At 41.5% G+C, this 18,006-nt stretch carries 16 protein-coding genes and 2 other annotated features; all 16 genes read left to right on the forward strand.

The annotated features are described in order from the left end of the window. The first annotated feature begins 118 nt into the window (after window positions 1-118). The 16 genes from hflK (at window position 119) to rpmI (ending at window position 17,990) form a co-directional block, all read left to right on the forward strand. Entirely contained in the window at window positions 119-1,078 is a 960-nt protein-coding gene (gene hflK, locus D9X91_RS00845; RefSeq protein ID WP_121678662.1) for an FtsH protease activity modulator HflK, read from the forward strand. Then, window positions 1,078-2,013: a protease modulator HflC gene (hflC, locus tag D9X91_RS00850; RefSeq protein WP_121678663.1), complete on the forward strand. Its 936-nt coding sequence runs from the start codon at window positions 1,078-1,080 to the stop codon at window positions 2,011-2,013. The genes hflK and hflC overlap by 1 nt, the downstream gene beginning before the upstream one ends. 120 nt (window positions 2,014-2,133) lie before the next feature. Beyond that, window positions 2,134-4,776 carry a DNA polymerase I gene (polA, locus tag D9X91_RS00855; protein WP_121678664.1) on the forward strand — a complete coding sequence of 881 codons (2,643 nt, stop codon included), beginning with the start codon at window positions 2,134-2,136 and terminating at the stop codon, window positions 4,774-4,776. A 20-nt stretch (window positions 4,777-4,796) separates the two neighbouring features. Further along, a complete protein-coding gene (mutM, locus tag D9X91_RS00860) occupies window positions 4,797-5,627 on the forward strand; it encodes a DNA-formamidopyrimidine glycosylase (protein WP_121678665.1) in 831 nt (276 codons plus the stop codon). A gap of 72 nt (window positions 5,628-5,699) precedes the next feature. Beyond that, window positions 5,700-6,326 (forward strand): sporulation membrane protein YtaF, encoded by a 627-nt coding sequence (ytaF, locus tag D9X91_RS00865; protein WP_121678666.1) that lies wholly within the window; start codon window positions 5,700-5,702, stop codon window positions 6,324-6,326. Window positions 6,327-6,346: 20 nt separating this feature from the next. After that, a complete protein-coding gene (gene coaE, locus D9X91_RS00870) occupies window positions 6,347-6,949 on the forward strand; it encodes a dephospho-CoA kinase (RefSeq protein WP_121678667.1) in 603 nt (200 codons plus the stop codon). Between the two features lie 251 nt (window positions 6,950-7,200). Beyond that, on the forward strand, window positions 7,201-8,232 hold the full coding sequence (locus D9X91_RS00875) for a glyceraldehyde-3-phosphate dehydrogenase (RefSeq protein ID WP_121678668.1): 1,032 nt from the start codon (window positions 7,201-7,203) through the stop codon (window positions 8,230-8,232). Window positions 8,233-9,043: 811 nt separating this feature from the next. Next, window positions 9,044-9,424: an adenosylmethionine decarboxylase gene (gene speD, locus D9X91_RS00880; protein WP_121678669.1), complete on the forward strand. Its 381-nt coding sequence runs from the start codon at window positions 9,044-9,046 to the stop codon at window positions 9,422-9,424. 192 nt (window positions 9,425-9,616) lie between these two features. After that, window positions 9,617-9,994 (forward strand): hypothetical protein, encoded by a 378-nt coding sequence (locus tag D9X91_RS00885; RefSeq protein WP_121678670.1) that lies wholly within the window; start codon window positions 9,617-9,619, stop codon window positions 9,992-9,994. Between the two features lie 76 nt (window positions 9,995-10,070). Continuing rightward, window positions 10,071-10,532: a transcriptional regulator NrdR gene (gene nrdR / locus D9X91_RS00890; protein WP_121678671.1), complete on the forward strand. Its 462-nt coding sequence runs from the start codon at window positions 10,071-10,073 to the stop codon at window positions 10,530-10,532. Between the two features lie 159 nt (window positions 10,533-10,691). Continuing rightward, the gene (locus D9X91_RS00895) at window positions 10,692-12,098 is read left to right on the forward strand and encodes a replication initiation and membrane attachment family protein (protein ID WP_121678672.1); all 1,407 of its coding nucleotides are present in this window, start codon (window positions 10,692-10,694) and stop codon (window positions 12,096-12,098) included. A 12-nt stretch (window positions 12,099-12,110) separates the two neighbouring features. Beyond that, window positions 12,111-13,043 (forward strand): primosomal protein DnaI, encoded by a 933-nt coding sequence (gene dnaI / locus D9X91_RS00900; protein ID WP_121678673.1) that lies wholly within the window; start codon window positions 12,111-12,113, stop codon window positions 13,041-13,043. 515 nt (window positions 13,044-13,558) lie between these two features. Next, window positions 13,559-14,419, forward strand: a complete 861-nt coding sequence (locus D9X91_RS00905; RefSeq protein ID WP_121678674.1) for a putative sporulation protein YtxC — start codon at window positions 13,559-13,561, stop codon at window positions 14,417-14,419. Window positions 14,420-14,497: 78 nt separating this feature from the next. After that, window positions 14,498-14,759 (forward strand) — a binding site (T-box leader). A 49-nt stretch (window positions 14,760-14,808) separates the two neighbouring features. Then, window positions 14,809-16,740, forward strand: a complete 1,932-nt coding sequence (thrS, locus tag D9X91_RS00910) for a threonine--tRNA ligase (protein ID WP_121678675.1) — start codon at window positions 14,809-14,811, stop codon at window positions 16,738-16,740. A 291-nt stretch (window positions 16,741-17,031) separates the two neighbouring features. Continuing rightward, window positions 17,032-17,171: a sequence feature (ribosomal protein L20 leader region), on the forward strand. A gap of 93 nt (window positions 17,172-17,264) precedes the next feature. Beyond that, window positions 17,265-17,768, forward strand: coding sequence for a translation initiation factor IF-3 (gene infC, locus D9X91_RS00915; protein ID WP_233569475.1), 504 nt, complete (start codon window positions 17,265-17,267; stop codon window positions 17,766-17,768). A gap of 21 nt (window positions 17,769-17,789) precedes the next feature. Next, window positions 17,790-17,990, forward strand: a complete 201-nt coding sequence (gene rpmI / locus D9X91_RS00920; protein ID WP_114745100.1) for a 50S ribosomal protein L35 — start codon at window positions 17,790-17,792, stop codon at window positions 17,988-17,990. The last annotated feature ends 16 nt before the right edge of the window (window positions 17,991-18,006 follow it).

Here is an 18,006-nt window from a genome sequence, read left to right on the forward strand (position 1 = left end):
TCCTATTGTACATTTCCCCTTTAGAAATCATTCCCTTTAGTTTTTTCTTCTTCCAATGGAACTTTTTACATATATATCCGTATTACAATTAGCACATCTTCAAGAAAGGACGATACTTATGAGTTTAAAAAGAATTTATTCGCTTATCGGTATTTTGGTTGGCGTCATTGTACTCGCCATTGTATTATTTTCTTCTTGGTATACCGTTGATGAATCCGATCAGGCTGTCATCCTGACTTTTGGAAAGGCAGAGGATGCAATACAAGAACCTGGCCTTCATTTCAAAATGCCTTGGCCGATTCAGTCGGTCGAAAAGCTTTCAAAAGAGACATACAGCCTTCAGTTTGGATATGAAGAAAAAGATGGGAAGGTTAAAGAACATCCCAATGATACAAAGATGATCACCGGTGATGAAAACATTGTCTTGGCTGATCTTGTCGTTCAATGGAAAATCACCAATCCGAAGAAATACTTGTTCAATTCAGATAATCCAAAAGAGCTTTTGTATGATACGACTTCAGCATCGTTAAGAAGCATCATTGGAAGCTCGAAAATCGACGACGCACTGACTTCCGGAAAGGGTGAAATCGAAGCGAAGGTCAGGGATTTACTGGCCAGCCTTATCAAAAAATATGACTTGGGGATATCTATCCTGGCGGTGAAGCTGCAAGATGTTGAGCTCCCGAATAAAGATGTCCGCAGTGCTTTTACAAATGTGACGGATGCACGCGAAACGATGAATACAAAGATAAATGAAGCAAAGAAATATCGAAACAAAACCCTGAATGAGTCGCAAGGTGAGAAGGATGCGATCATTTCAAAAGCTGAAGGGGATAAAGCGGCACGTATCCAAACGGCTCGAGGGGACGTTGCTTTATTCAATAAGCTATTCGAACAATATAAAACGAATCCCGAAATTACGAAACAGCGTTTAGTACTTGAAACGCTCGAGCAAGTATTGCCCAACGCCGAAATATATATCATGAAAGATGAAGGGAATACTCTCAAGTACTTCCCGATTAAACCTATCGATCAAGAGTCGGCAAAACCCTCACAGGAAGGGAGCGACAATCAATAATGTCAGATAAAAATGTTGTAAACATCAATGAAGGTCAACGATCGGGTTTTGAATGGAGGCGCTATACCAAATTGGGAATCTCCCTTATCCTGTTTGTAGTGATTGCTGCAATCATCCTGGCCAACACATTTATTGTGAAAGAAGGAGAGTACAAAGTGGTCCGCCAATTTGGTGAAGTCGTAAAGATCATAAGCAAACCAGGAATCAATTTTAAAATTCCATTTGTGCAAAGTGTATCTACATTGCCAAAATATCAAATGACCTATGATGTATCAGAGGCAGAAATCAATACAAAGGATAAGAAAAGGATGATCATCGATAACTATGCGGTTTGGAGGATTACAAATCCGAAAAAAATGATCACAAATGCAAGGACGGTGACCGGAGCGGAAACCAGGATGGAGGAATTCATTTATTCCGTTGTCCGTGCGGAGCTTGGTCAGCTCAACTACGATGAAATCATCAATGATGAAAATTCTTCAAGGGGAAGCCTGAACGACAGGGTCACAGAAAAGGTGAATAAGCTATTGAATAACGATCATTACGGAATCGAAGTGACGGATGTTCGGATGAAGCGGACAGATCTACCTGAAGAAAATGAAAAGTCCGTCTATACGAGGATGATCTCGGAGAGGGAAACGAAAGCACAAGAATATTTATCCCAAGGTGATGCTGAAAAAAATAGAATCACGGCAGAGACTGATAAAGAGGTGAAAGAGCTCTTGTCCAAAGCAAAAGCTGATGCTGAAGTCATCCGCGGTGAAGGTGAGGGTGAGGCAGCAAAAATTTATAATCAGACCTTCTCAAAAGATCCAGAGTTCTATAACTTATACAGAACACTGCAATCCTATAAAAAAACGATCGGGAAGAAGACGGTCATCGTCCTTCCATCTGATTCTCCTTATGCTAGGATTTTGCAGGGATATACAAAATAGTCTTTGAATAGGCCGCTATTTTCCTTTTCTTTATCGAACATGATAAAATAAAGATGGGAAAATAACGGCTTTTTTATATTTTTGAAGAACTAAATCAACTCCAATCGGGAGGTATTAGAATTGGGAAAAAACAAGAAAAAATTAGTATTGATCGACGGGAACAGCATCGCCTACCGTGCGTTTTTTGCGCTGCCTCTCCTGAATAACGACAAAGGTATACATACAAATGCAGTTTATGGGTTTACGACAATGCTTCAAAAGATACTGGATGAAGAGAAGCCTACACATCTTCTAGTAGCATTCGATGCGGGTAAAACGACATTCAGACATAAGACGTTCAAGGAATATAAAGGGGGACGTCAAAAAACCCCACCTGAATTATCCGAACAATTTCCCTTCATCCGGGAATTGTTGAATGCTTATCAAATCAAACAATACGAGCTTGAAAATTATGAGGCGGATGACATTATCGGCACACTTTCTTTGCAAGCTGAAAAAGACGGCTACGAAGTAAAAGTCATATCCGGGGATAAGGATTTGACCCAATTGAGTTCAGACCATACGACGGTTGCCATCACAAGAAAAGGAATGACCGATATCGAAGTATACACCCCGGAACATATCAAGGAAAAGTATGGACTGGCTCCGGAACAAATCATCGATATGAAAGGCCTGATGGGCGATAACTCTGATAATATTCCAGGTGTCCCTGGTGTAGGGGAAAAAACGGCCATTAAATTGCTGGGGCAGTTTGAAACTCTGGAAAAACTGCTGGATTCCATCGATGAAGTCAGCGGAAAGAAATTAAAGGAAAAGCTCGAGGAATTTAAAGATCAAGCGATCATGAGCAAGGAGCTTGCCACGATCATGCGTGAAGCCCCTGTAGAAATTGGAATGGATGACCTTCAATATGAAGAATGGAATGCGGATAAAGTTGTAGCCATTTATAAAGAACTTGGCTTCAATTCACTGCTGGAAAAGATGGGCTCTGAAGGTGAAACTGCTCAGGAGGAAATGAAAGATCTTTCATATGAGATCGTGAATGAGCTGACAGATGAGCATTTGACAAGTGAGGCTTCCCTCTATATAGAAATTTTTGGTGAAAATTATCAAGTAGGAGAAATGATCGGGATCGGTTTGAACAACAAAAACGGGAACTATTTCATCCCTACGGATACTGCAGCGGGATCGGAGCGTTTCAAAGAATGGGCTGCGGATGAAAATAAGAAGAAAAAAGTATTTGATGCAAAGAAATCCATCGTTTCCCTGCAGAAAAAGGGCATTGATTTAAACGGTGTCGAATTTGATTTGCTTATTGCCTCCTACATTCTCAATCCATCTGAATCTGGCGACGATTTTGCTTCAGTGGCTAAGCGTCATGGCTATCATGATGTACAGCCAGATGAAGCGGTATATGGAAAAGGTGCCAAAAGAAAAGTTCCCGATGACGAAGCTGTGCTGGCTGAGCATCTTGCCAGAAAAGCAGCAGGCATCAATTTAGTGGCATCTGATTGTGTCGATGGGTTAAAGGAGAACCATCAGCTCGAATTATTTTTAGATCTTGAATTGCCGCTATCCATCATTTTGGCAGATATGGAAGCGACGGGTGTGAAAGTGGACGTCCAGCGGTTGAAGGACATGAATAAAGACTTGACAGAGCGTCTGAAACAAATAGAAGAAGACATTTTCAAGATGGCCGGAGAAGAATTCAATATTAATTCACCGAAACAGCTAGGCGTGGTACTTTTCGAGAAGCTGGGGCTGCCGGTCATCAAAAAGACAAAGACAGGGTATTCCACTTCGGCAGATGTGCTTGAAAAGCTGGAGTCTAAGCATGATGTTGTCAGACAGATTCTTCATTACCGTCAATTGGGCAAACTGCAATCAACCTATATTGAAGGTTTGTTAAAAGTGGTGCATGAAGATAGCCATAAAGTTCACACCCGCTTTAACCAGGCTCTTACACAAACAGGAAGGCTCAGTTCAACAGACCCGAACCTTCAAAACATTCCAATCCGTTTAGAAGAGGGCAGAAAGATTCGCCAGGCATTCATCCCTTCACAGGAAGGCTGGGTCATATTTGCAGCGGATTACTCCCAAATCGAGCTTCGTGTCCTTGCGCACATTGCTAATGATGAAAAACTTGTTGAAGCATTTAAAGAGAATATGGATATCCATACAAAAACAGCAATGGATGTATTTCATGTAGGGAAAGATGAAGTTACATCGAACATGAGGAGACAAGCAAAGGCTGTTAACTTTGGAATTGTATATGGAATCAGCGACTATGGATTATCCCAGAGCTTGGGGATAACGCGCAAGGAAGCTGGTGAATTCATCGATCGTTACTTGGAGAGCTTTCCGGGAGTCAAGGAATACATGACAGACATTGTCCAGGAAGCGAAGCAAAATGGTTATGTTTCCACATTGCTTCACCGAAGAAGATATATCCCTGAAATCACCAGCCGCAACTTTAATTTGAGAAGCTTTGCTGAAAGGACTGCAATGAATACACCGATTCAAGGAAGTGCAGCGGATATCATCAAGCTGGCGATGATCCAGATGGCAGACCGGTTAAAGGAAGAAAATCTGGAAACACGCCTGTTGCTGCAGGTTCACGATGAATTGATCTTTGAAGCACCGGAAAAAGAAATTGAAACATTGAAAAAAATCGTTCCTGAAGTGATGGAGAATGCCATCTCACTAGAAGTGCCATTGAAGGTGGACTTCGCTTATGGATCGACTTGGTATGATGCAAAATAGTTCATTTTGGGGTGAAAGCAATGCCTGAACTTCCAGAGGTAGAAACTGTCAGAAGAACATTAACGGAATTAGTGGTGGGGAGAACCATATCAGATGTAAAAGTGATGTGGCCCAAAATCATTAAGCATCCCGAAGAAGTACAGGAATTTTGTACTTTGCTTAGGGGTGAAACGATTCATTCAGTCGGTAGGAGAGGGAAATTCCTCATTTTTTATCTTGATCAATTTACCCTTGTCTCCCATTTACGGATGGAAGGGAAATATGGACTTTTCAATGCTGAAGATCCCATGGATCTTCACACCCATATTACGTTCACATTTGAAGATGGTTTTGAATTGAGGTATAAGGATGTCCGGAAATTCGGCACGATGCACCTATTTCAAAAGGGAGCTGAATTTGATGTGCTCCCATTGAAAAAATTAGGGCCTGAACCTTTTTCCAAGGAGTTTTCCTTGCAAATGCTGACTGAAAAACTACAAAAAACGGAAAGGGCCGTCAAAGCTGTCCTCCTCGATCAAAATGTCGTGGTGGGCCTTGGCAATATTTATGTGGATGAAGTCCTTTTCCGTGCGGGCGTCCATCCTGAAAAGAAAGCAAGTTCACTCACTCCTTCCGAAGTAGAAAGGATTCATAAAGAAACGATAAAGACTTTGCAGGAGGCTGTTGACAAAGGGGGAAGCACGATCCGGTCGTATCTCAATTCGCAAGGGCAGATCGGGATGTTTCAATTGAGCCTGTTTGTTTACGGACGTAAAGGAGAACCATGCAGGGTTTGCGGCACCGAGATAGAAAAATTTGTAGCTGCTGGCCGCGGAACACATATATGTCCTTCTTGTCAGAAAAGAACTTAAAATGGACCTTTAACAGTGTTCTAGCTCCTTCCATATACTATTTTATCGATTGTGTTTGGAAGGAGTATCATCATGGAATTTTCGCTGTCACTATTACTATTGGCCCTTGCTGTAAGTCTTGATAATTTCAGCACAGGGCTTACTTATGGATTAAGAAAAATGCATATTCCTTTAAAGTCCATTATCATCATCGCCTGTTGTTCTGCAGCATCCCTTCTGCTAGCAATGCTGATGGGAAACATTGTTGGAAAGTTCCTTTCCCCCAACGTGGCCAACTATGCCGGCGGGATCATTTTAATCTTTTTGGGTGGCTGGGTGCTATTTCAATTCTTTCGTCCTGAAAAACAACAGGAAAATGAAAAAACGATTATTAACTTTGAAATCCGTTCACTCGGAGTCGTCATTCAAATCTTGAAAAAGCCTACAAGTGCTGACTTCGACAAATCGGGAACCATCACGGGCGTAGAGGCGTTGATGCTCGGAGTCGCATTGTCGCTGGATGCATTCGGTGCAGGATTCGGTGCAGCGATGCTCGGCTACTCCCCATTGATATTGTCGGTCACGGTAGCTTTGATGAGTATGCTATTTGTAACAAGCGGAATGAAAATCGGGTCGATCTTCTCCCATGTAAGCTGGGTGCAAAGAATGTCTTTCTTACCTGGATTGCTTTTAATTTTGATTGGAATTTTAAAAATATAGTCAGTTAGAAAGGATTCACTATGTCACTTATTATCGGATTAACCGGCGGGATTGCCAGTGGAAAAAGCACAGTTTCGGAAATGCTCAATCATCGGGGATTTAAAATAATTGATGCAGATATCGCGGCAAGGGAAGTTGTCAAAGCCGGTGCTCCAGCATTGTGCGAGATTGTTGATGCATTTGGCCGGGGGATCCTGCTGGCTGATGGAAATCTTGACAGAGCCAAATTAGGGAAGATCATCTTCCATGACCAAGAACAAAGGAAGAAACTGAATGGAATCGTTCATCCTGCTGTTCGAAAATGGATGAATGAGCGCAAGGATGAAGCGATTGAACAAGGGAAGCGTACAATCTTCCTCGATATCCCTCTTCTATACGAAAGCAACTTGACGTATATGGTCGAGAAGGTCATACTCGTCTACGTAGATGAAGAAGTCCAGCTTCATAGACTAATGGAGCGCAATGGTTTAAGTAAGGATGAAGCTTCGGCCAGAATCTCTTCCCAACTCCCGCTTAGCCAAAAGGTAAAAATGGCCGATGTGGTCATTGACAATAATGACAGAAGAGAAAATACAGAAGCACAATTGGAACAGCTCATTTCAAAATGGGGGTTGCTTCCATAAAGAAAGCCGTCTCATGCGCAGGAAACAGTGCATAGAGAACGGCTTTTTTTTATGTTAACCGTTACAAGCGGCCTGCCGATGTGCCGGTGGAGATTGTTTTGTTGATTTTTTCCTTCTAACCAAGTTTTTTTTCAGAATATTACTTTAATTAAAATTCCGCACATTTATCATTACATACTCCCTTTAATATGTTATACTAATTACAGTTAATTCGCTTAATAAGTATAACATTTATGTGGGAGGATCCGATAATGAATGCCAAAATTGCGATAAATGGGTTCGGACGTATTGGAAGAATGGTTTTTAGAAAAGCCGTTATGGAAGATAATTTGAACATTGTAGCCATAAATGCTAGTTATCCTGCAGAAACTTTGGCGCATTTAATTAAGTATGACACTAATCATGGCACTTTCGATGGAGAAGTGTCCCATGAAGAAAATAAATTGATCGTCAACGGTCATCCTATTAGGTTGATCAATCAGCGCAACCCTGAGATGTTACCTTGGAAAGAACTTGGCATTGATATTGTCATTGAAGCTACAGGTAAATTCAATTCACGCGATCAAGCCGCACTTCACTTGGAAGCCGGAGCGAAGAAAGTCATTCTGACCGCACCAGGGAAAAATGAAGATGTGACGATTGTCATGGGTGTAAATGAAAGCGCATTAAATATTCATGAACACGACGTCATTTCCAATGCATCATGTACAACGAATTGCTTAGCGCCGGTTGCGAAAATACTGGATGAGCAATTTGGCATTGAAAATGGTCTTATGACAACCGTCCATGCTTATACAAATGATCAAAAGAATATTGACAATCCTCACAAGGATTTACGCCGTGCACGTGCTTGCGGCCAATCAATCATTCCGACAACGACAGGAGCTGCAAAAGCTTTATCGCTCGTTTTGCCTCAGCTGAAGGGAAAGCTTCACGGGATGGCGCTGCGTGTGCCGACGCCGAACGTATCGCTGGTAGACTTAGTGGTGGACTTAAAGCAGGAAGTTTCGGTTGAGGCTATCAACCAAGCATTCCAGACAGCTTCTGCCGACAGCCTGAACGGCATTCTGCAATATACGACTGAACCGCTTGTCTCCATAGATTTCAATACCAACCCGCATTCGGCCATCATCGATGGACTTTCCACTATGGTGATTGACGGTACAAAAGTGAAAGTTTTGGCGTGGTATGACAATGAATGGGGATACTCTTGCAGGGTTGTAGATCTTGCTAAGTATGTAGCGAATGAAATGAAAGTAGTATCCGAGCTTAAAGCTGTTTAAGAATCGGTAGTGGCCCGTCCTCTCAGGATGGGCTTTTTTAATTAAGGATGTTTTCGTAAAGATTGTTGGTGAAATCGTACTGACGATTTTAACACGTAAAAAGGTGTTTAACGCTTATAGGATCCCGGCTCTTTTCTTGATTATCTGGCCATTTTAAAGATGAAAAATGAATGGACAATCCTATTTTAGTCGTTACAGCAACAAAGTTCGAGAAAAGAGCCAAAATTATTTATGGTGTTTTTGGAACGCTCTTTTCGTAAAGTTTGTTGCTATTCATTAAAGGTGCTCCAATCAACAACATATGATGAGTTATTTCAAAGAAAAATTGTTTTTAAAAAACAATCTTTGAGAAAAGAGCCATTTGGAAAATACGCTGAATATCTCAAGAATTTTCTCGCGAATTTGTTATTTTAAAAGATTATTTTGTCAATCATCCATAAATTGATGTGGATTGGACGGCAGGTACGAGAATCCTCGAAAATGAAAAAGTATTTTTTTCGTGCGGCGTTAGCACGAAGAATTGATTTCGTTTCACCGCACGTCCTGCAGAGGAAGTCAACTTTTATTTTAAATCAACAATGTTTACCATAGGAGCTTTAAAAATTTGGGCACAAATTTTTAAAAACTTTTATTGCAAAAAGAATTTAAACAAAGTATACTATTTTTCGTGAACTTCTTGATCTTTGTCAAGAATAAAACATTGACTACTTAAAGGGTTAGGACCTCTTTGGACTAACTTTCCCCCGTGGTAGTTGTAGAATGAATTGTTTTAGTGATCGCAAAAAATTAAGGTAAAAGGGGGAAACGATCAATGGAAACAATGGGTCGTCATGTAATCTCAGAATTATGGGGTTGTGATTTTGAAAAGCTGAACAACGTGGAACAGATTGAGCAAACATTTGTAGATGCTGCGCTAAAATCAGGTGCAGAAGTTCGGGAGGTTGCCTTTCATAAATTTGCTCCACAAGGTGTGAGTGGTGTTGTCATCATTTCTGAATCCCACTTAACCATCCACAGTTTTCCAGAGCATGGTTATGCAAGTATTGATGTGTACACTTGCGGCGATTTAGATCCAAATATCGCTGCTGACTATATTGCAGAAGCATTGGGTGCCCAAACTCGCGAAAATATCGAATTGCCGCGTGGAATGGGTCCAGTACAAGTAAAACAATCAAAAGTAAAAGCATTATAATAACAACGACATCGAATGAAAAGGTCGGCTCTCAAATATGAGTCGATCTTTTTTGATTTTGGCTGTCTTCTCGAAGGTATTGATGTAACAAATAATAATCCTTATACAAACATAGCCATGATTTTTTGTCCTTATACGCTGTGGGATTAATTATGGTAAAATGTAAGAAAAGACTATTTTGGAGGACGAGCAGTGAGTTTCTTTAGAACCTTGTTTCAACGATTTCAGCACCAATGCGAGACTTCAGAAAAACATTCGGATCCGTCATTGGCCACTCATTATTATCGTACATCATTTGATAAAGCCTTCGAGGCGGTGGGGGAAATTTTCTCAGACAGCATGTATAAACCAATATCCCATTCAAAAGAACATGGGGAGTGGGCTTTTCAGAAGAAAGGAATTTTCATCATCGCTTCTATCGTAACGGTACGGCCTTTCGAAACGGCGATTGATTTTAAAATAACAAGTGATGATACGAAAATCAGCGGCCCTTACCCCAAGCTGAGGAAGGAAATCATTTCTTATTACAATTGGTTGGACGGGAATCTGCCTGTCTTGAACAGGAAATAATGAACATCTTGTACAGAGGGTATCTTTTATATAAGATAATGGTAATACAAATGATTACTGAATCGGAGTTGATAGGATGATTTGCCCTTCATGTCATCATAATGGCACAAGAGTAGTTGATTCCAGACCGGTGGAGGATGGCCTTTCAATCAGAAGAAGAAGGGAATGCGAGGTCTGTGCATATCGTTTTACGACATTTGAGAGGGTGGAAGAAATCCCACTTGTTGTCGTGAAAAAAGAAGGAACTCGAGAAGAATTCAGCCGGGATAAGATACTTCGTGGTTTAATTAAAGCGTGTGAGAAAAGACCTGTTCGACTTGAGCAATTGGAGGAAATCACGCAGGATATCGAGAAGGAATTGAGAAGCAACGGCGTCGCCGAAATACAATCCGACAGCATTGGGGAGATGGTCATGGACCGCCTTGCCTCCGTCGATGAAGTTGCGTATGTGCGGTTTGCGTCCGTATATCGTCAATTCAAGGATATCAGTGTATTTCTCGATGAGTTAAAAGAGCTGATAAAAAAAGAACAATCATAATCAAGGCTGGCCCATTCTGTTGTCCCTTACACTAAGAAAGTGGCTATGCACGTCTAGTGTATGGATGACAATGGTAATTGCGGGTCATCCTTTTTTCATTAGGCTCTGCTTATTTTACATGAGCCTTTCATTAATAGAATTGTTTGAAGGATGTTGGAAATGAAACAGTATTGGAATCAAATTCAGCCTATCGATAGCTATCAAGTATCAACGAATGGAATTCTTCATGAGTTTGATCGGAAAGTGATATCTTTTTTATACCAGCCATTAATCGGGCCGATCTGTTCCAGCTTATTGATGACATTGTGGAACGAGGTCGAGGAAAATAGGCTATGGTCTCAAAAAAGCAACCATTATCAATTGATGAATTTTATGTCACTGAATTTACCGGATATATATGAAGCAAGGCTAAAGCTTGAAGGAATTGGCTTGTTAAAGGTATTTGCCAAGGAGACCGACGGAGAAAGGTCTTTCATTTATGAATTGCAGCCTCCCTTATCCCCGGACCAATTCTTTTCCGATGGAATGCTGAATGTATACTTATACCGGAAACTCGGGCGCAGCCATTTCCTTCGCATTAAACAATTTTTCATGGATCAAAAGGCGAATAAACAAGAGTTTTCTGAGATCACGAGAGCATTTCAAGATGTTTTTTCCTCTGGCGATCAACAAAGCTTTATGGATGATGATGTATGGAAGGACAGCAGCATCGATGATTCCAGGCAATTGATGACAAGAACAAAAGCTGAATCATTCATTGTCCGCAATGATGAATTTGACTTTGAGCTGCTCATGTCAGGGTTACAGGACTCCATTGTGCCGAAAAAAGCGATGACCAAAAAAGCAAGACAAGCCATCGAGAAGCTAGCCTTCCTTTATCAAATCGATGCAGTGGAAATGAAAAAAATCGTGATGAATGCCATAACGGATGATCAGCGAATAGATATTGAATTATTGAGGAAGACAGCCCGGGATTGGTATCAGGTTGAGAATGGAGACCAGCTGCCTCAGCTGGTGGATAGATTGCAGCCCCCTGCTCAATCAAGCAAGGGAAGCAATGATAAGGAAGAAAAGCTGATTCAATACTTTGAAACGACTTCCCCGAGACAGTTGCTGAGGGATATTTCCAACGGTGCCGACCCTTCTAAAGCGGATCTGGCAGCAGTGGAGGAGGTTATGTTCAATCAGAAACTCGAAGCCGGAATCGTAAATGTACTGATTCAATATGTCATGCTCAAGACCGATATGAAGCTATCAAAAAACTATTTGGAGAAAATCGCTTCACATTGGGCAAGGAAAAATATCAAGACGGTTAAAGAAGCGATGGACCTCGCAAAACAGGAGCATCGTCAGTATCAAGATTGGGCTGAGGGTAAAAAGACCGCGCAGACTGCAAAAAAAACATCTTGGCAATCGAAGCCGACCCGAACGGAAAAATTGCCTGACTGGTTTGTTGAAGATAAAGATCAGGGCAGCTCGCGAAAGCAGCCTGTGGACAGCCAGGATGATGATATTGAGGAAAAGAGAAGAAAAGCCAAGATGCTGCAGGAAAAATATAAAAAGTAAGGAGGTAAACTGATGGAGAAAATAAATAAGACCTTGAAGCGTCTTGCAGGAAATAGTGATTTTCAAAAAAGATTTTCAATGATGAAAAAGGAGATTATGGAAAACAAAGATGTACAAGCCTTTTTTCATCAGCATTCCGATGTCATCACACGAGAGATGATGGATAGAAGCCTAAACAAGCTATATGAATTCATTTCACAATCGAAACAGTGTGGTGACTGTCCAAGTTTGTCCCAATGCCAAAACATGATGCAAGGGTATGAACCGGAGCTTGTCATCAATGGAAATTCCATTGATTTGCAATATCATAAATGCCCGCAGAAAATCATGCACGATGAAAGAAAGAGCACTGAAAAGCTGATTCAAAGCATCTATGTTCCTAAAGACATCCTAAATGCCAATCTTGCTGAGTTTGAATTGGATACGGATGAAAGGATGAATGCTTTTGTTCTTGCTGAAAAGTTTGTGGCGGAGTATGAACGGGGCAAAAAAATGAAAGGTTTATTCTTGTCCGGAAGTTTTGGGATCGGCAAATCCTATTTACTTGGTGCGATTGCCAATCAGCTTGCTGAAAAGGGGGTTTCTACGCTGATCGTCTATGTACCTGAGTTCTTCAGGGAAATGAAACAATCGCTGGGAAATCAAACCGTCGATCAAAAGCTGGATGCTGTCAAGAAAGCGCCGGTACTCATGCTGGACGATATCGGAGCTGAAACGATGTCAAGCTGGACACGGGATGAAGTCCTGGGAACGATCCTTCAATTCAGGATGCTTGAAAACCTGCCGACCTTCTTCTCCTCAAATTTCGATCTAAAAGGATTGGAGTATCACCTTACTTACACGCAGCGGGGAGAGGAAGAGAAATTGAAGGCTGCCCGCATTATTGAAAGGATTAAATATTTGGCCGCGCCCGTAATCGTGAACGGACCGAATCGAAGAAATTAAATTGTCTGAGCCTTGAAATGTGAGGGGATTAACCATCCCAACTGACATTTTGGGGCTTTTTCTTTTTCAAAAGTTGTATTTTATCCATGCTCTTTTCGTAAAGCTGTGGTGAATCATAAGGGGTGAGTAAGGTTGATTTCCACGGGCTCCTAACAACAGGAAGCTATAACATAGCCTCTTAATAAAAGGTTGTTTTCCTAAAGATTATTGTTTTTTTTTATGAGAAAAATTCATCACAGTTGTGTTGATTGGAGTGGAAGATGCGAGACTCCGGAGGGATAAGCGGGCCAGGTGAGACCCCGCAGCGTAGCGAGGAGATGTTGGGCGGAAGTTCGATTAAGTTCGGCGCATCCATGTGCCAACATCGAACGACCTCACTTCGCGTGAGGCCCCTCGGAAAGCGAGCATCCTCCTGCGGAAATCAACCGACTATGCATTTCCTTCAGGATTACTTCTAAAACGTCCAAGCTTCCCATATATATAAATCAGGGATTTTGCATAAAGGGGGAGTGAGGATGGAAATTATTTTTAAACAATGGCAGGATGTGTTGAAGCTCCAACATTGTTTAGCGGAGCATGCAAAATCATCTTGGTATTATGAAACGGAATTTCAAAACCAAAAACAATTTATATTGACTATAGATGTGGATGCCATAGATGAAGCTCATCTAAAAAGAATCATCAAAAATTTTTTACTGAATCAAAAGAGAGGGGATTGGATCAGGACCATATTACATGAACAGTTCTTTTACCAAGATGATACTCTCCAAAATCAAATAATGGATATTGTGTATGAAATTTTCAGCGGGGATCGAACGGAATTGACTTCATTACTCGAGGAAGCGGATGAGGATGCAATGATCGAGGAGGCGGCTGCGTCTCTATTTGAAAGGTCAGGGGCCATTTCTTTCGATTCTTTCATAAAGTTCAGAATGAAAAAATATATGATGCGTCTTGTCCAATATGTTGAGCTGGCAATCGATGAATTCAAAATGGAGCAAGAATATCAAACGTTTGTTCAAATGCTTCGTGATTTTTTGCAAAAAAAGGAATCTAAAATGGATGCGATCCACCTTGTGTTAAGCGGGGACGACCAACCTGTTTTTTTCAATTCCCGATTCGAGCAATTGACAAGGCAACAGCTGCTCGAAATGATGGATCGCCGTTTATTGACCAATCACCCGGTCTATATCGATTCCTTCACCATTGCGCCCCTTTTGTCCATGGCCCCGCAATGCATTTATATATATACAGATGAACGTAATAATGGCTTGGTCCGAACGGTACAAAATATTTTTGAAGAAAGGGTTTGTATTTTAAAAAGAGGAACATTTGAAGAAGAAAAGAATGCGGCAAACGGAAGCCCGGCCAACTAGTAGAATTTAATTAATCTCTCCCTCTTGATTTTCTAAACATAACCATCTATAATTTGGTACATATTATAAGTGAAGATGCAAAAGGTTATGATGAGGATAAGGGTGTTCTCTTACGGTTTACAGAGAGGGAAGAAATGCTGGGACTTCCTAACACGATTTGAATGCTTACCACCTCTAAACTTCAGCTCAGAACGAAAGATCCAGTAAGAGCTGACGGCTTTACAGACCGTTATCTGAATCCAGAGTCATATTGTGCCACAGAAACAAGGTGCAATTTGAGAACTAGGGTGGAACCACGGGTATTAACCATTAATTTCGTTTATTTAAACTCGTCCCTTATTTAGAGGGACGGGTTTTTTATTTTGTCAGAAATAAAAGGAGTGGTAACGATGGCAGAGAAAATCAATATTATTTTTCCTGATGGAGCCAGCAAGGAATTCGATAGAGGCGCAACAACTGAAGATATTGCCGCATCCATAAGCCCCGGCTTGAAGAAGCAGGCGCTTGCGGGCAAATTGAATGGCGAGCTTTACGATCTTCGCCGTCCAATTTTAGAGGATGGAAAAATCGAGATCATCACACCTAAAAGTGAGGAAGCGCTTGAAATCCTTCGACACAGCACGGCGCATTTGATGGCCCAGGCCATAAAGCGCCTCTACCCAAATGTTCAATTGGGAATTGGTCCGGTCATTGAAGGCGGCTTTTATTACGATATCGATATGGAGGAGTCTTTGACACCGGAAGATCTACCGAAAATCGAAAAAGAAATGAAAAAAATCATCGGTGAAAGCTTGGAAGTCGTTCGCAAGGAAGTAACAAGGGAAGAAGCAAAGAAATTGTATGAGGAAATCGGAGATCCATACAAGCTGGAACTTTTGGATGCCATCCCTGAAGGCGAGACTGTCACGATTTATGAGCAGGGAGAATTTTTCGACCTTTGCCGCGGCGTGCACGTCCCTTCAACGAATAAATTAAAGGAATTCAAGCTGTTAAGCATTGCAGGGGCATATTGGCGCGGTAACAGCGACAATAAAATGCTGCAGCGCATCTACGGAACTGCTTTCTTCAACAAAGAAGGGTTGGCAGAACACCTGCGCTTATTAGAAGAAGCGAAAGAACGCGATCATCGTAAAATCGGGAAAGAGCTTAACTTATTTACTAATTCCCAAAAGGTTGGGCAAGGCTTGCCGATGTGGCTTCCGAAAGGCGCGACGATCCGCCGCATCATTGAAAGATATATCGTGGATAAAGAGGAACGTCTTGGCTATGACCACGTTTATACACCGATCATGGGAAGCGTCGATCTTTATAAAACAAGCGGACATTGGGATCATTACCAAGAAGATATGTTCCCAGTAATGGATATGGATAACGAACAGCTTGTCCTTCGTCCGATGAATTGCCCTCATCATATGATGATCTACAAAAATGATATTCACAGCTATCGAGAACTGCCGATCCGCATTGCGGAGCTTGGGCTTATGCACCGCTATGAAATGTCCGGTGCCCTTGCAGGGTTGCAGCGGGTACGCGGCATGACATTGAATGATGCCCATATCTTTGTGAGACCTGACCAAATCAAAGAAGAATTCAAGCGAGTCGTACAACTCGTTCTAGAGGTATATAAGGACTTTGGACTGGATGATTACTCATTCCGCCTTTCCTACCGCGACCCAGAAGACAAAGAAAAATATTTCGACGATGACGAAATGTGGGAGCGTGCACAAAGCATGCTGAAAGAAGCGATGGATGAAAGCGGACTTGAATATTTCGAAGCAGAAGGAGAAGCAGCGTTCTATGGCCCGAAACTGGATGTGCAGGTTCGAACAGCGCTAGGAAAGGATGAGACACTATCCACTGTCCAGCTTGATTTCTTGCTTCCGGAACGATTCGACCTCAACTATATCGGCGAGGATGGAAAGCAGCATAGACCGGTCGTCATCCACCGCGGCGTCGTTTCTACTATGGAACGATTCGTTGCATTCCTTATCGAGGAATATAAAGGGGCATTCCCTACTTGGCTTGCGCCTACACAAGTACAGGTAATTCCTGTATCCCCGGAGGTCCATTTCGACTATGCGAAAAAGGTTCAAGAAAAGCTTCAATTGGAAGGCTTACGCGTTGAACTTGATGAACGGGATGAAAAAATCGGCTACAAGATTCGTGAAGCACAAATGCAAAAGGTTCCATATATGCTTGTCGTCGGAGATCAAGAAATTGAAAACGATGCCGTAAACGTTCGAAAATATGGCGAACAAAAATCCGAAACAATGCCTTTCGAGCAGTTCATTTCCGGCTTGAAAGACGAAGTAAAACGTTAAAAAAGAATAGCGGATTTGTAAAAGATGGTTGTTTATCACACTTTTGCGATGAATATTTCTTAAAGACGTTGATTTCCGCGGAAGGTGCGAGACTCCCTCTGTGGAAATCAACTTTACCTATTTTATGATGGGCAACAAACTTACAAAAAAGAGTCAAAAAAATAAAATTCAAAAAACTATTGCTTCCATCGTGATTGTCTGATAAGATTATAAACGTTGTGAAATGAAGCGATCATTTGACATAGAAATATGCTTATGATATATTACTAAGGTAAATTGAATACTAGTTTGTGGTAAAAGAAGAAGCACCCGCTTCTCGCCTGATTGACGCGATATATGCAGTTGGCAGGTTTTGCGATTCAATGTAATTCTTACGCTATTCGTATGTATACATGGTGCGGGTCTTCTACTACCCGCACTTTTTTTATGTTTTAAATACCTGTACAATGATGTGTCAAGACAATCTTGACCCAAACCGTGTATTCTTTAAAAAACCTTGGAGGTGGCTAATTATTAGCAAAGACATGATCGTAAACGAAGGCATTCGTGCCCGTGAACTTCGTCTCATTGACCAAAATGGAGAGCAATTGGGCATCAAGTCCAAAAACGAAGCTCTTGAAATTGCAGCGCGTGTGAACTTGGACGTCGTATTGGTTGCTCCAAACGCAAAACCGCCAGTAGCCCGCATCATGGACTATGGTAAATATCGTTTCGAGCAGCAAAAGAAAGAAAAAGAAGCGCGCAAGAATCAAAAGATCATCAATTTAAAAGAAGTTCGCTTAAGTCCGACTATTGAAGAACATGACTTTAATACGAAGCTCCGCAATGCACGAAAGTTCCTTGAAAAAGGTGACAAAGTGAAAGCGTCGATTCGCTTTAAAGGACGTGCCATCACTCATAAAGAAATCGGCCAGCGCGTATTGGACCGTTTCTCTGCAGCGTGTGATGACGTTGCTACAATAGAATCGAAACCTAAGATGGACGGTCGCAGCATGTTCTTAGTATTAGCACCTAAAAACGAAAAGTAATGGATTGAGGAGGAATACAACATGCCAAAAATGAAAACTCACCGTGGTACAGCTAAGCGTTTCAAAAAGACTGGATCCGGTAAATTAAAACGTTCCCACGCTTATACAAGCCACTTATTCGCTAATAAATCTACGAAACAAAAACGCAAGCTTCGCAAAGCTGCCGTTGTTTCTAAAGGTGATTTCAAACGCATTCGTCATATGCTTGACATGATTAAGTAATTAGGATAAACATTAG

The organism is Falsibacillus albus (genome assembly GCF_003668575.1).
In the GTDB taxonomy this organism is placed as follows: domain Bacteria; phylum Bacillota; class Bacilli; order Bacillales; family DSM-25281; genus Falsibacillus; species Falsibacillus albus.